This window comes from Atopobium sp. BS2, assembly GCF_000565075.1.
Lineage (GTDB): Bacteria > Actinomycetota > Coriobacteriia > Coriobacteriales > Atopobiaceae > Lancefieldella.
Genome location: NZ_JDFG01000028.1, coordinates 93,210 through 108,374, shown reverse-complemented (window position 1 = coordinate 108,374; position 15,165 = coordinate 93,210). Strand labels below are relative to the sequence as shown.

At 48.4% G+C, this 15,165-nt stretch carries 13 protein-coding genes; 2 read left to right on the top strand and 11 right to left on the bottom strand.

What is annotated here, in order from left to right:
• Positions 1-8: 8 nt before the first annotated feature.
• From HMPREF1492_RS03515 to HMPREF1492_RS03505, 3 genes are all read right to left on the bottom strand, one after another.
• Entirely contained in the window at positions 9-467 is a 459-nt protein-coding gene (locus HMPREF1492_RS03515; RefSeq protein ID WP_035435914.1) for a PTS sugar transporter subunit IIA, read from the bottom strand.
• Between the two features lie 93 nt (positions 468-560).
• The gene (locus HMPREF1492_RS03510; protein ID WP_035435911.1) at positions 561-1,754 is read right to left on the bottom strand and encodes an iron-containing alcohol dehydrogenase; all 1,194 of its coding nucleotides are present in this window, start codon (positions 1,752-1,754) and stop codon (positions 561-563) included.
• 35 nt (positions 1,755-1,789) lie between these two features.
• The gene (locus tag HMPREF1492_RS03505; protein WP_035435908.1) at positions 1,790-2,674 is read right to left on the bottom strand and encodes a DegV family protein; all 885 of its coding nucleotides are present in this window, start codon (positions 2,672-2,674) and stop codon (positions 1,790-1,792) included.
• 201 nt (positions 2,675-2,875) lie between these two features.
• Here HMPREF1492_RS03505 and HMPREF1492_RS03500 point away from each other — a divergent pair, with 201 nt between their 5' ends.
• On the top strand, positions 2,876-3,823 hold the full coding sequence (locus tag HMPREF1492_RS03500) for a DMT family transporter (protein WP_035435904.1): 948 nt from the start codon (positions 2,876-2,878) through the stop codon (positions 3,821-3,823).
• A gap of 71 nt (positions 3,824-3,894) precedes the next feature.
• Here HMPREF1492_RS03500 and nrdG read toward each other — a convergent pair whose 3' ends face one another.
• The 3 genes from nrdG to HMPREF1492_RS03480 form a co-directional block, all read right to left on the bottom strand.
• Positions 3,895-4,437 carry an anaerobic ribonucleoside-triphosphate reductase activating protein gene (nrdG, locus tag HMPREF1492_RS03495; protein ID WP_035435901.1) on the bottom strand — a complete coding sequence of 181 codons (543 nt, stop codon included), beginning with the start codon at positions 4,435-4,437 and terminating at the stop codon, positions 3,895-3,897.
• Between the two features lie 113 nt (positions 4,438-4,550).
• Positions 4,551-6,773, bottom strand: coding sequence for an anaerobic ribonucleoside-triphosphate reductase (gene nrdD / locus HMPREF1492_RS03490; RefSeq protein ID WP_035435898.1), 2,223 nt, complete (start codon positions 6,771-6,773; stop codon positions 4,551-4,553).
• Between the two features lie 423 nt (positions 6,774-7,196).
• Positions 7,197-8,186, bottom strand: coding sequence for a glycosyltransferase (locus tag HMPREF1492_RS03480; RefSeq protein WP_035435894.1), 990 nt, complete (start codon positions 8,184-8,186; stop codon positions 7,197-7,199).
• A gap of 73 nt (positions 8,187-8,259) precedes the next feature.
• Here HMPREF1492_RS03480 and HMPREF1492_RS03475 point away from each other — a divergent pair, with 73 nt between their 5' ends.
• A complete protein-coding gene (locus HMPREF1492_RS03475) occupies positions 8,260-9,426 on the top strand; it encodes a glycosyltransferase family 2 protein (RefSeq protein ID WP_035435891.1) in 1,167 nt (388 codons plus the stop codon).
• A 50-nt stretch (positions 9,427-9,476) separates the two neighbouring features.
• On the opposite strand, the gene HMPREF1492_RS03470 is transcribed toward HMPREF1492_RS03475, so the two are convergent.
• From HMPREF1492_RS03470 to HMPREF1492_RS03450, 5 genes are all read right to left on the bottom strand, one after another.
• A complete protein-coding gene (locus HMPREF1492_RS03470) occupies positions 9,477-10,517 on the bottom strand; it encodes a glycosyltransferase family 2 protein (RefSeq protein WP_035435889.1) in 1,041 nt (346 codons plus the stop codon).
• Between the two features lie 172 nt (positions 10,518-10,689).
• Entirely contained in the window at positions 10,690-11,430 is a 741-nt protein-coding gene (locus tag HMPREF1492_RS03465) for a hypothetical protein (protein WP_035426918.1), read from the bottom strand.
• 196 nt (positions 11,431-11,626) lie between these two features.
• A complete protein-coding gene (gene truA / locus HMPREF1492_RS03460) occupies positions 11,627-12,523 on the bottom strand; it encodes a tRNA pseudouridine(38-40) synthase TruA (RefSeq protein WP_035435885.1) in 897 nt (298 codons plus the stop codon).
• A 110-nt stretch (positions 12,524-12,633) separates the two neighbouring features.
• On the bottom strand, positions 12,634-13,410 hold the full coding sequence (locus HMPREF1492_RS03455; protein WP_035435883.1) for an energy-coupling factor transporter transmembrane component T family protein: 777 nt from the start codon (positions 13,408-13,410) through the stop codon (positions 12,634-12,636).
• A complete protein-coding gene (locus HMPREF1492_RS03450; RefSeq protein ID WP_051479377.1) occupies positions 13,403-15,115 on the bottom strand; it encodes an ABC transporter ATP-binding protein in 1,713 nt (570 codons plus the stop codon). Before HMPREF1492_RS03450 ends, HMPREF1492_RS03455 begins: the two co-directional genes overlap by 8 nt.
• Between the last annotated feature and the right edge of the window lie 50 nt (positions 15,116-15,165).

The window sequence follows — 15,165 nt, the reverse complement described above, 5'->3', positions numbered from 1 at the left end:
GAGAAACCCTACTCCTCGTTAATGCCCTCGTTAATAGCCTGAGCGATAGCTTCCTGATCATTAGAGCCACGAAGTAGAGACTTAAACTCATCTCTCATCAGAAGAACAGCGGTCTTAGAAAGAAGCTTGATGTGAGTGGTGCCAGCCTCTCCGTCTGGAACAAGCAGAGCAATAGCTACATCAACGGGCTTCTCGTCAAAAGAAGGCCACTCAAGAGGGGTGCTGTTCTTGAAGACAAAGACAGCTGCGTCCTTGATAGCAGCATCTTTTGCGTGTGGAACTGCAAAACCGTCAGTCATGCCGGTCTCGCCCATTTCCTCACGAGCCAAAAAAGCATTGTAAACAGCGTCTGCATCGTCAGTTACGCCAGCTTCCAATGATTTATCGGCAATAAAACGCAGGACATCATTACGGCTCGCTGCGTTCTGGTTTACAAAAACATTGTCTGCCTTAACAAAACCGCTCATGAATCTTCCTTCCGTATGTTTGAGCTTTGTGGCTCAGTAACTTCGTATGTAGTAATAATACCCGCAATGAAACAAAATTTGCCTTGAAAAACTTTACTTTAGAGCCATCCTCAGAATCTGCTGAACATCTGCTGTTTTAAGTTGCATAAAGTTGCCTGCATGGTCTCCACCGCGAGCGTCAATAGTGCCCTCAGCCATCTGAAGAATATCCTCTTCAGAAGGGGCAACTCCAAGCTCAGCAAGGGAGGTTGGCATACCAATTGCATGACACCACTGGTTCCAAGCTTCAATTCCTGCAAGGCCTGTAGCGACAGGATTATGGAAATTGTTTTGAACTCCAAAAACATTGACGGCAAACTGCGCAAAGCGCTCTGGATCTTGGTCCATAACGTAGCGAGCCCAGCTTGCCCAAATAGCTGTGAGTCCAGCACCGTGAGCGACGTCATACTTTGCGCTGAGCTCATGCTCAATTGCATGAGAGGCAAAATCGCTTACGCGACCAGTACCGGTAAGTCCGCAGTGAGAAAGCGACGAGGCCCAGAGCAAATCTGCTCGTGCAGCGTAGTTCTCTGGCTCTTTGACAGCAACCAGAACAGCTTCTTTTACGGTACGCAAGAGTCCCTCAGCCAGCTCGTCAGTGAGCGCCACGTCCTTCTCGAGCGTAAAGTAGCGCTCCATGGTGTGCATCATGATATCTGCGCCCGTTGACGCCGTCTGATAAGCGCTTACAGAATAAGTGAGCTCTGGATTCATGATGGCAAAGCAAGGACGACCGCTCTGATGGTGATAAGAACGTTTAAGCACACGACCATCGGCCAGCGTAATGTTCATGACAGAAGAATCTGAGGTCTCAGAGCCAGTTCCTGCGATAGTAGAAATGACACCAATAGGAGCCGCCTTTGAAACACTGACCTTATGCAAATAGAGGTCTTCAAGAGAAACATCATTGGCTAAGCCGTATGCAATAGCTTTAGCAGAATCCATGACAGATCCGCCACCGATAGCCAAAATGAAGTCAACACCCTCGCGTTTACCCAGCTCTACAGCTTCTTCTGCAAGCTCTAAACGAGGGTTAGGAACAACTCCACCACAGTCAACATAAGTAATTCCGGCATCGCTTAAAAGCTGGTGAATCTGGTCAAGCAAGCCGCTCTTTACCACATGATTGCCACCAAAATGCACTAGCACCTTGCTGCCTCCGTGAGCAGAGACAAGCTCTGCCGCACGAAGCTGAGTATCTTTTCCAAAAACCACCTGAGTAGGTACAACGTACTCAAAATTAACCATAACTAAAGACCTTTCTTACCTACTCGAGCAACATCTTAAGCGCGAGGCTCTTCTCCCCACCAGAACGTTGCAACAGTTCCAGGACCAGTATGAACGCCAATTGTTGCACCAATAGTAAAGATGTTGATATCGCCTGTCTGAGGAAGCTTCTCTTTAATAAGCTCTTTAACAGCCTGAGCATCAGAAGCACACTCGGAGTTAGAGATAAACACCTTACGCGCGTAAGCATTTCCCTGCTCAGCGGTTTGAGTCATAATCTCAACAACGCGAGCAATTGCCTTCTTTTTGCCACGTGCCTTCTCTTTAACGGCCAAAGAACCGTCAGCCTCAATATCCATAACAGGACAAATGTTAAGCATGCCGCCAAGCAGGCCAGCTGTCTTAGAAATGCGACCACCACGAACAAAGAAGGTCAGATCTGTTGAGAAGAACCATCCATACACACGGTGACGAGCCTCTTTAGCCCATGCTACCGCCTCGTCAAAAGACAGACCCTCATCGCGCTTATCGGCAAGACCGTCTACCAGCAAACCATAGCCAGAAGATGCCTGAAGAGAATCGACAACCTCAATCTTTCTGTCAGGAAACTCCTGCTCAATTTCTACCTTTGCCTGGCAAGCAGACTCATACGTTCCAGAAACGCCAGAACTCAACGAAACATGAAGAACGTCTTTGCCCTCCTCAAGGAAAGGACGCCAGAAGGCCATGTACTCACCAATTGATACCTGTGAAGTACGGCACTCAGCGCCTGCAAGCATCTTTTTATAGAGGTCAGCTGGTGCATTAGTGCGACCAAAGTCATCCTTGCACTGGACACCATCAAGCTCGTAGTTGAAATATACGTATTTCACATCACGTGACTGAAGGTACTTCTCACTTACATCGGCCGTAGAGCAACAGGTCAGAACGTAGTTGGACATACGAGTCTCCTTGAAATATCTTCTTGCATATAACAAACGCACACACTTATTTTTCTTGCAGATGTGAGTATACTTCTAATCTCATTTTTATGCTGCTTGTGGGGCGCTTCAAGTGCAAAATCACGTATACTTGCACGCGTTTGATTTTCTCAAATCACTACCTATACCTTAACTTTTACCTTCGATGGGAATGGATAGCGCGTGGCATCATCAGATCTTTCTACTAGAAACTCTTCCGGACTCACACTAGATACTTCTTCTACGCTTGTATGGAAGTTTGCTCTTCTTATCTGCGCACTTATCTGGGGCGGGTCATTTGTCGTTATCAAAGATGCAATTAGTTATATCTCGGCAGCTTGGCTTATGACCTTACGTTTTGTCTTTGCCGTAGGTATTGTTGCCATCATCTTTAGAAAAAAACTTAAAGAACACTTGAATGTCACACATATCAAATACGGCGTGCTCTTAGGCGTTCTTAACGGTCTAGGATTTCTGTTCCAAAATGGAGCTCTTGCTTATACCACTGCAGGTAAAGCTGCTTTTATTGCATCAATTTATTGCGCGATGATTCCGTTTGTAAACTGGCTCATTGCAAAGAAAAAACCTCATGGAACCAGTATCTTTGCAGCCTTTTTATGCGTAGCTGGCATTGGTCTTATCTCACTGGGCACTGATTTTTCGTTCTCGTTTGGCTTGGGCGAGCAGATGACATTGCTCTCAGCCATTATTTTTGCCTTCGTTTTTGTGCTTACTGCCGAGCTTACTCACAAATACGACATCATCACACTTACGGTGGTGCAGCTTGGCGTGAGCGCCCTTCCCTGCCTTGCCTACGCGCTTTGCTTTGAAACGGTTCCCAATTTTGCGGCACTGCCCATAAATGCCTGGGTTGCCCTCGCCTACATCACTCTTATTGCAACCGCACTGACTGGTGTTTTGCAGAACCGCGCACAGAAGTCAGTTACTCCTGTTCAGGCCTCACTAATAATTTCTCTGGACAGTATTTTTGCAGCAGTTTTTGGCGTGATCTTCCTTGCCGAAGTTATTACCCCTACAATTTTCCTGGGCTTCATTGTTATCTTTGTTGCTATCTTTATCAGCGAGCTTGGCGAGAAACCCGCAGAGCCCCAAACTTCTTCAGAAAACTAAAGCTCTCTATACAACACGACCCTAAACAAAAAGCCCGCAGACGCGGGCTTTTTGAATGCGATAAGCAGCTTTTACATCTCTCGAGAGCTTAGCATTGGCCCATCGGACCAAAGGGTAACCTCTCCTGAAGCCAGTGTTTTAGGAACATCAATAAGACGCTGATTGGAAGAGCCTCTAAAACGCAAGGTAATATCGTGGAGACTCTGAACCCATGGACCGTCTACGAGAACATCAATATAAGACAGAATGCGGTCAGTGTACTCTGTGTGCCACTTTCCCTCGGTCAGCTGATCCCAAGTGTGACCCGAATACATCCAAATGCTCTTTTGTGGGTAGGTAGCTCTAACCTTCTCGATAAACTCAACAAGACCTTCTTGGTTTTCTGGCTCAAAAGGCTCTCCACCAAGGATGGAAAGACCGTTGATATAGACAGGTGCAAGAGAGTCAATAATCTCTTGCTCAACTTCTGGAGTAAACTCTCCGCCGCTCTTGAAGTCCCACGCCTCGTAATTAAAGCAGCCTTCACAGTGCAGACGGCAGCCTGAAACAAACAGGGTTGTTCTTACGCCAACACCATTTGCAATATCTGAAAACTTAATGTTTGAATAGTTCATACATAACCTTTGATGGGTAACTTCCACATATTGTGGATGTTACCTGATAGAGATAATAAAAACGAGCAGAAGGGCCAAGGCGCTCTTCTGCTCGTTTGTCTAGTACATAAATCTTAGAGGTGAAGGACGCGGTCCTTGATCTCCTGGGTACGGCCCTGGTTCCAGAACTGGGTACCAATGTAGCCGCAGGTACGACGAGCAACATTCATCTTGGTCTGGTCACGGTTGCCGCAGTGTGGGCACTCCCAAACCAGCTTACCGTCCTCCTCGACAATATGAATCTCACCGTCATAACCGCACTCCTGGCAGAAGTCAGACTTGGTGTTGAGCTCTGCATACATGATGTGGTCATAGATGAACTGCATGACGCTGAGAACAGCCTCGATGTTGTCCTGCATGTTAGGAACCTCAACGTAAGAGATTGCTCCACCTGGGGAAAGACGCTGGAACTCAGACTCAAACTGAAGCTTCTGGAATGCGTCAATCTCTTCTGCGACGTGGACGTGGTAGCTGTTGGTGATGTAGCCCTTGTCGGTGATGCCTGGGATAACACCAAAGCGACGCTGAAGTGCCTTAGCAAACTTGTAGGTAGTGGACTCAAGAGGAGTTCCGTAGAGGGAGTAATCGATATCCTCTGCTTCCTTCCACTCGGTGCACTTATCGTTCATGTGCTGCATAACCTGGAGTGCAAATGGAGTTGCCTCTTTGTCAGTGTGGCTGTGACCAGTCATAGCCTTAACGCACTCGTATAGGCCTGCATAACCAAGGGAGATAGTGGAATATCCGCCGTAAAGCAAAGGATCGATAACCTCACCTTTGTCCAGGCGAGCAAGTGCGCCGTACTGCCAAAGGATTGGAGCAGCATCGGACAGGGTGCCCTTCAGACGATCGTGACGAGCGCGGAGTGCACGGTGGCAAAGCTCAAGACGCTCATCAAAGATCTTCCAGAACTTGTCCATATCGCGACCAGCAGAAAGAGCAACGTCAGGAAGGTTGATAGTTACAACACCCTGGTTGAAGCGGCCATAGTACTTAGGCTTGTTTGGCTCATAGTTCTTAGCGCGAGCAACGTTGTTGAAGCCATTACCAGAACGGTCTGGAGTCAGGAAGGAACGGCAACCCATGCAGGTGAAGGTATCGCCCTCGCCTTCCTTCTCGCCCTTAGAAAGCTTGTACTCCTTCATCTTCTTCTCAGAGATGTAGTCAGGAACAAGGCGGCGAGCGGTGCACTTTGCAGCCATCTGAGTGAGGTAGTAGTACTTGGAATCCTCGTAAACGTTGTCCTCTTCAAGAACGTAGATGAGCTTAGGGAATGCAGGAGTAATCCAGACACCCTCCTCGTTCTTTACGCCCTGGTAACGCTGACGGAGCATCTCCTCAATGATGAGTGCAAGGTCCTGCTTCTCCTGCTCATTCTTTGCCTCGTTGAGATACATGAAGACGGTGATGAAAGGAGCCTGACCGTTGGTGGTCATCAAGGTGACAACCTGGTACTGAATGGTCTGAACGCCACGAGAAACCTCATCGCGAAGGCGCTTCTCAACCATCTCGTTGAGCTGCTCAGCAGAGAGCTCAACACCGACGGAGTTCATCTCCTCCATAACGGTCTTGCGAATCTTCTTACGAGAAACATCAACAAAAGGAGCAAGGTGAGCCAGAGAGATGGACTGACCACCGTACTGGCAGGATGCTACCTGAGCAATAATCTGAGTTGCAATGTTGCATGCAGTGGAGAAGCTGTGTGGACGCTCAATCAGAGTACCAGAGATAACAGTGCCGTTTTGCAGCATGTCATCAAGGTTGATGAGGTCACAGTTGTGCATGTGCTGTGCAAAGTAATCGGAATCGTGGAAGTGGATGAGACCCTCGTTGTGAGCAGCAACAATATCCTCTGGAAGGAGCTCACGCTGAACGAGGTCCTTAGAAACCTCACCAGCCATGTAGTCACGCTGAACAGAAACAACGGTAGGGTTCTTGTTGGAGTTCTCCTGCTTGACTTCCTCGTTGTTGCACTCAATCAGAGACAGAATCTTGTCATCGGTGGTGTTCTTGTGACGCTTCTGGTTCTGAATGTAGCGGTAAATGATGTACTTACGAGCAACCTCAAAGCGGTCAAGAGCCATGAGCTGATCCTCGACAAGGTCCTGGACCTCCTCGACGGTGACGGTGTGTCCAGCCTTCTCGCACTCATCGGTAACGTTGAGGGAAGCAAACTGAATCTCACGCTCAGTCAGGCGCTGATCCTCAGGGACCTCTGCGTTAGCCTTAGCGATTGCGTTAACAATCTTCTCTACCTCGAAGGTGACCTCTGAGCCATTGCGCTTGATAATCTTCATGTGCAAACTCCTTGAACAAACGTTGGTGAAAGCAACGCTTTCATGCGTGTTTAATTGGATTATCACTGCGGTTCCTAAGCTTTTGCCTAAGCGAAGTGGTTGGGAACCCGCTTGTGTGATGGGAACTACTATGCCACAACTTATAGTGTTTGAGTTCGAGAACTATAACAATATATTGTGAAATTTCCACACGAATACAAAATTATGTATTGACACGTTATGGCAATCAATATCTCTGCAGGTAGAAAATTAGCTAGAAAGTTCGCTAATTACAAAATTTATTAATGGTCAAAAAATAATTCGATTTTTTGTATGTAGGCATTCGTCGCCTTTCACAAATGCCCCACAATTCGTCCCTCAGCGCTCACTTTTGTTGAGCGTTTGGGGACTAAAAAAGCCGACACAAAATGTCGGCTTTGGTGGCTAGTCTAGTGGAGGTTGTGGACGCCAGGTTGCATCTTTATAGATAAGACGTGCATCCTTCCAACCCTTAATAAGGCGAGAAAGACCAGACGAGAAGTGCGCTCTATCTACCAAAATGAGTCGAATAATCTCTTTTGCAAAGGTGAGCGCAGTGCCAACACCAAAGAGTACGGGATTGTAATCACCGTGAACCTGGAAGTAACGAGCAATATAGCCGCGGTTACGTGTGATGTAATAGCGCGTCATATCAGAAGTTGAATTAAGCTGACGCACAGAACCAATGCTCTGACCAGGAACTTCTCGACATCTTGAGAGAACAAAGTCTGGAATCAAAATAGGCTGCGTCACCTTACTGGCCAAATAGCCGTACAGAGCATCGTCCCAGTAGATAAAGAAACGTGCATCAGGCAGGCCAATCTTCTGCACTACAGAGCGCTTAAAGCAGGCGCCCTCAAAGCACATAACATTGCACTCACGGTACGCAACGCCATCAAAACCGGCCTTTGCCAGCGGATTATAGATGCCCAAAGCGGTACTAAAACGATACTGCCAGAAGAAAGGACCGCCATCAAAGTCGTAGCGCTGGCCCTGGATGACCTCGGCCTTGTCTGACCATGCGTCAAGCTTATCAAGACCATCAGGCAGCACGGCAACATCATCGTCCATAACCCAGAACCACTCAGCGCCCAGCTCATAACCTACGTGCACACCCTCAGAGAAACCACCGGAACCGCCGGTATTTTGCTCCATAGGCACATAGCACACGCGATTAGTGCCCCCGTGGACATCAGGATCTGTAGTGGTTTCTCCCCACAAGGTTTTGACCTTCTCGGAAAAGTCAGACACAAGTGAGGCTGTTTCAGAGGAGTTCTCGTTGTCCACAACAATGATGCGCCATGGTGCCTGCGTAAGCTGCGTAATGGAATTAAGCAGGTTAGAGAGCAGTTCCTGGCGTTTGAAGGTAACTATGACAAGAGCAGTGCGCTTCATATTTCCCCAAAATGTGACTTCGTGAGTGGGTGAGTGCCTCTATAGTATAGAGCAGCAATCAAAAGGAGTTTAGATGAGTCACACGCAAAACCACCAACCCTTGGTTTCTCTTGTTGTGCCTATATATAACGTTCAGGATTATCTGGAGCAGTGCCTGGCAAGCATTCAATCGCAGAGCTATACCAACCTGGAGATTATCTGCTTAAACGACGGCTCAACTGACTCGTCTTTAGCTCTTTTAGAAGCATATGCTGCCCGCGATGGGCGCCTTGTCATCATAGATAAAGCAAACGAAGGTTACGGAAAAACATGTAATCGTGGTATTGCCGCAGCTCACGGCACATGGGTAGGAATTGTTGAGCCTGACGATTACCTTGAGCCAACTATGGTTCAAGAGCTTGTTGATCTTATCCAAGCAAACGGCGGAGAAGACCAGGTAGATATTGCACGTTCTGCGTATTGGCGTGTGTTTGGCAATCAGAAAAACGGTCGAGCAGGAGCAAAGTCGCAGGTAAAGAATGCTGCTGGTTCTGGCGAGCACAGGATTCCATGCGCTTATAAGGGCCGCGTCAAACCCAAGCATCAGCCCTGTTCTATTGACCAGATGGCTCAGCTTCTGTTGCACCATCCTGCCATTTGGACAGCACTCTATCGCAAAGAATTCTTGACCCAGAACAACATCAGCTTTAAAGAAGTCCCTGGTGCAGGCTGGGTTGACAACCCCTTCCTTATTGCCTCACATTGCTGCGAAGCTCGCATAGTGTACACAGACTCTGCGCTTTATAACTATCGCGAGAATGGCTATGCAGAAGCTGCCACCTTTGCGCAGCGTCAGCCCAAAATTCCGCTTGAGCGCTGGAATGACATGATGGACGTTGTGGATGCACGCAACATCACCTCAGACGTAGCGCTCAACGCGCTCACGCTGCGCGGCATCAACTACGCACTGCTTACAAAAGACGCACTTGTCTGGCGAGAAGAACATGATGCTGCAGGTCAGATTGACTCAGAAGTGCGCGATCTTCTCGCCAAGAGCTTTGAGCGCATGGATGCAAAGCACGTGTTTGAAAACCCAGCAATCTCAGGCTCTGGAAAAGCTTTCTTTGCACAAGTGCGAGGTATTGCTTTGCCTAAAGATGATAAGTTTGCTCGCTATGCTTATCTAGCCAAAGAGGGATTTTTCCGTGTCAAAAATGACGGCATTGCACAGACGTTTAAATCGCTCATGGACAGGCGTTAAAGCCGGCAACATCAAGCTGTCAAATACCGGCCAACCTTACACGAAGTTACTTACGCAAGTGGTATACGCATAAAGCGTGCGTACCATACAGCTCTTCGTGCATAGGCATAGCGTGCCTGTACTGTGGTAGACAAAATGGCACCAAGCAAAGCATGAGCAACCAATCGCGGAGAAGTTGCTTCAGTAACAATCAGATGAGCTACAGGATTAGAAAGAATCTTAACAATTAGATTTTCTTTTTCCTCATGGCTAAGCTGGGATTCTCCGTTAAAAACGGGATACATGTTTTTAAGAAGCTTGCTGATCAGATAACGACTAATCAACTTTTGAACTTTCTTGGAGTTTGCAAAGCCAAGATGCTTGGCAAGAGCACCAAGTGCCTGACGCTCTTGGGTAAGTTTATCCATAGCGGCAGTAATAGTTTCTTCTTTCTTAGAAGAATCTGCTGGTACATCAACAAAAATTGCTTCAGGAGCGTACGTGATGTTTTTTGCAATCTCAAAACAATAGCCTACAAAATTGCATTCACCATCAGTCTCTGGCTCATGTTTGATATCGGTCAAAATACGCGTTGAGCACAGCTTTCCGCTCATAGACGTCAAATAAGGAAGCTGTGACTCCTCAAATACCTGCGACAATGCAGAAGCCTTTGCACCAAAAGCCCTTTTGCATTCCATAGGTGAATTGGCAGTTTTCATGTGTGCAATAACAATATCTGCCGCTTTAGGTGAACCAACAGGACCGAGAGCAGTAGCTGCAGTATAGAGCTTCTGCAAAACATGGGGATTAAACCTATAAGAAGGCTCAGTAGTAAGCGTATAAGCTCCACGAGCTCGACCCTGAGCAATCTCAAGCGCAACAAAATGGCTAATGCCCGATTGGCACAGGACATCTAAGCGAGGCTCTTGATTAGCAAGGTTATCCAGCATGCGAGCAATCTGAGGGTCGGAGCTGTTATCAACAATGATGAGCTCCCAATGAGGGTATGTCTGCTCTTGAAGTTGCCTAATTACCGTTCTAATAGCATCAGCATCATTATCAGCGGCCATGAGAACCGAAATCATATGTGGATTGTATGAGCGCTCGTGCATTCCACATCCCCCAAACTGGTCCTAAATTTTAGATACCAGTTTACCCATAAAAAGTGAATTAAAAAGACATTTTTATTCTATCAAAATCTCTCCACACATCGTGTTTAACTGCTGTTATGTGGACATCTGACCTGTTTTGTAGGAGCGGCGCTACACACAACGCCCATAACGTCTATACGAGCATACCAACAAGCTTTCCTAAGGCCGTAGGGTCAACGGTAGTGCCACTTGAACCTTCAACAACAGGAGCTTCATCATGCTCAAGATTAGACACGCCAATTGGCTGCACAATCTCTACAAGCTCAAGAAGCTGATTGGGCTTCATATCGGTAATCATTGAAGACAACAAACTAGAAGCATTGCTTACCAGTGAACGAGCGCCCGAACCAGAAAGTGCCGAGATTTTCTCCCACACATCATCTGTGGCAATGATAACGTGCGTAATCTTAATGTTGGTGACAGAAGCAAGTGCGCTAACAAAAGCGATCTGACCGTCATCTTTGTAAATATCTGCCAGTGTTTTAGCGTTTGAGTCTACTTCTGCATACACATCAGTAGGAATAGACACTATATGGCCGGTTCCCTGCGTACGATCAATGACCAAAAGCCGTACAGACTGAAGCGTCGACTCCCCTGCCTTAAGCGAATTTGTGCTGATAACGGCATAGGTAAGAAAGTCATCATCAGATTGTGTAGTGCCATCCGGATTACCTGAAACACTTTGACTCTTTACAGCCTTGTTAAGCCCATGATCTCCCAAGTGAGACTCAAGCTGCGCGCGATCCCAAAGAGTTACAACAACAATGCCTACAAGAACAGCAACAATGGCAATTACGGCAAGGCCAATCACGTTGGTATAGGGATTCTCACGCGGAACATCGCTGCGCTCAAATCTTTCTCTTTTCCTAAACATACTGGCTCCTTGCCTCACTGTTCATCAGTTCTGCAAGAGCTCCTAAAAAGACGCTCTCTTCTATGATGCTATTTCTTTGCAAAGGAAACCACCGCACACAATACAAGTGGTAGAAAAGACTTCGTAAACGGCGCGAGAAGGACGATGAAGCCGCACTGCGCACAGAAACTGCGAGGCAATCAAAGAACCGAAAGCGCTACCAAGGTTGCAAAACACCCTCTGGATAGCGAACGCTCACAAACGTAAGGCCCTGAGCAGGCGCACAACTGCCAGCAGCAATTCTATTCTGGGCGGCTAGAACCTCGTCGATCCACTCAACAGGCCTGTGACCTCGGCCAATCTCAACCAGCGTACCCACAATCGTACGCACCATGTTATGCAAGAAGGCGTTGCCCGTAATATCAACTGCAATGAGTTTCTCGCCAGCCTCTTCAATTTCTTCAACGGTAAGGCACTCCACAAAACGATGCGTTGGCTTGCCCTCGGCAGAAATTGCCTTGCAGAAGCTCTTGAAATCGTGCTCCCCCACCAACGCCTGCGCCGCCTTGTCCATAAGCTCTGCGTCCAAGTGGCCGTTGTACCACCACACGTGGTCCCAGCCCAGCACGGGACGAGCGCTACCTGCACAAATGCGATAGCGATACGAGCGAGCCTGGGCATCAAAGCGTGCCGAGAAACCCTGTGGGGCACGGAAGAGTTGTCGGATAGAGATGTCATCGTCGGTCAGAGCGGTGAGCGAGCGGACGAGTTTCTCGCCAGACAGTGCCAGCTCAGCGCCGTATACGGGAAGGCTCACGTACTGGGCCTGGGCGTGCACGCCGGCGTCGGTTCTGCCCGCGCAGGTGAGCTCGACCTCTCTGCGCAAAACGGTCTGAAGCGCGCGGCGAAGGTCGCCTGCCACGGTGCGCTGGGTGGGTTGCTCGGCAAAGCCGCAGAATGCAGCGCCGCGATAACCTAGCTGGATAACAAGCGTGGCTTCAGGCTCAGAAGGAACTTCAGCGAGAGTCTCAGGAGCTGAAGGCTCAGCCGAAGACTCCTCGCATGCATCAAAACTGCAATTTGATGCAATATTTTGTGATGTTTCTGAGTTCATGAAGCTCCCTGAAATGACTTGTGCCCGCTAGAGTGATTGTATCGTAGGCTCAAAGTTGACGCACGTATTGTAGCTGCTGGACACAAGACCGCTACAGCAATGCAAGATCACTACAGCCTTGTAAGACCAAGGCACAGCGCAACCCACAGCAGCAACACTACCCAGTCAACAAGCTGCATTTTTGCAGAGATACGTGTACGTTTAGCTGCGCCAAGGCAGCGATCTGTCATTGTTTGCGCCATCTGATCTGCGCGCTGAAAGAGCGAGACGGTCAGCGGTACCAAAAGCGTAAACCACTTTTTGATGCGCTCAACAATACCGCCCGATTCAAAATTGAATCCACGCGCCCTCTGAGCTGCTCTAATTCTGTCGAGTTCTTCTAAGGTAAGCGGAATTGCCCTCAGAGCAATTGAGAGCACAATGCTCAAACCATCAACGTCAACACGAATAAGACGCAGAGGCAGCAACAGTACAGAAAAGCCATCAGCAAGCTGCGTAGGTGTAGTTGTTGACGCAACCGATAAAACCAGCGCCAAGGCAAGCAACACGCGGGCAATGGCTACGGTGCTTCTGTAAAAACCCGCCACAGATAGACCAACTGAGCCGGAGAAAATGATATCGGGATGTCCTATAAACACCAGCGTATTGGCCACAAATGATATAAGCAAAATGAACGCTGCAGGCTTTGCTACGCGCAAAAACTCTGGCAAGCTTACACGAGCACTCCACAAAAGGCTCACGCAAATCAAAGCAAATACCATAAAAGCGAGTGGCTGTTGTACTGAGAAGAGAGCAACAATACCCACAAAAGTGGCAACGATTTTTGTCTGCGCTGTCAATGAAGCAAGCGAGAAGTACTTAAGCAGAGCACAGGGGCACTTAGACATAGCAGGCCTCCAAAAGCTCATGCAATACGCTTACAAACAGCGGGCAATCAAGCTGCGCAACCTCGTATATCTCTGGGGTTGTCTGTGCTTCTTGCACGTTGACGTCTGCAACAACACAGCCCTTCTCGAGAAATACTACTCTGTCAGCAAAAGGAAGCCATTCGCTTACATCATGGGTGATTGCAAGAACCGCTTTGCCCTCGTTTGCCAGCTCGCGAGCAAGATGCAGCACCTGCGAGCGCGCCTCGCCATCAAGTCCAGACGTTGCCTCATCAAACACCACCGCGTACGTTGCGCAGGCCAGCGTTCCTGCAAGCGCTGCGCGACGAGCCTGGCCACCAGAAAGCGTTAGCGGAGACGCATCCATGACCTGCTGATCAAGCCCCACACGTGCTGCCGCATACGCGACAAGCGCCTCAACATCGTCTGGCGAGAAACCCTTGTTAGTTGGACCAAACGCGATATCTTCAGCAACACTTTGGGCAAAGAGTTGATCCTGAGGGCGCTGAAAACACATGCCGACATCTCCAGGGCACACCAGTCGCGCATCGATTGTTGCGTGCCCGGTATCAGCCTCTATGAGGCCAGCGGCTATGCGGGCGCAGGTTGTTTTTCCAGAGCCAGAAGCGCCTACCAGAACAACAAGCTCCCCTGTGGCAGATAGTGTTACGTCATGCAGAACGGGCCTGTCAAACGCGTGAGACACGCCACAAACTGCCAGCTCGTGTTCCTCGCCAAGCGCCTGGATCCCGTCATAGTTGTTTGCTCGCACCACCTCAAGGGCACGCTGATACACAAGGGTATCCAAAGCATCAAACGCAAGGTTGTTCTGAATAAGAAACGCAACAAACTCTGATGCGTTAAAAGGCACATCAAACTTATAGCCAGCCTGTGCAGCTATATGCGCTGTTGCTGTGAGTGCATCATCAAAACCAGCGTTTGCGATTGCATTTGCATCCAAGAGAAACTCTGTGGGAGTTCCCGACCAAACTAACTGGCCTTTCTCCAAAACAAGTACCTGGTCAGCCCCGGGAAGAGACTCAAACGAATGAGAAATCTCAAGCACACCCATCTCGTTTGTAACAAGGGTATTTACCAGGTTAGAAAGGTGATTTCTGAATCGAGTATCAAGCTGAGCAAATGCCTCATCAAGCACCAGATAACGTGGATGCACTGAAAGCGCTGCTGCAATAGAAACAAGCTGCTGTTGGCCTCCAGAAAGCGTATGGGTAGGCGCGTCAATCAAATCGGCAATGTCACAAAGCTCCAGTGTTTGAGTAACACGAGAAACAATCTCTTCTTTTGGCAGTCCAAGATTAGCAGGACCAAAGGCAACCTCGTCAAAGACAGTTGCACATACCAGCTGCGCTGTTGGATCTTGACGAACCATTCCCACAACGGAAGAAATCTGAGTAGACGGCACTACGGTCACTGATTTGCCGTCTACTAAAACCTCTCCGGATAGAGGAAAAAGTGATGCATTACAAAGATTTGCAAACGTTGACTTACCTGAACCATTATGGCCAAGCACAACCGTTCTAGAGCCCGGCTTTAGGGTGAATGAAACGTTATCAAGGGTTAGTGCCATTGTGTGCAGAGATTGGCTCTCAGTGGCTCCTACGGCATCTTTAGAAGCAGAGTCAGTCAAAGATTGTGCTGCAGCTGACGTACCGTATGCGAAAGATACGTTTTTGAACTCAATCATGACAACCCTCCTTTATTTGAAAAAGAGGTCCCAGCAAAAAGCCAGGACCT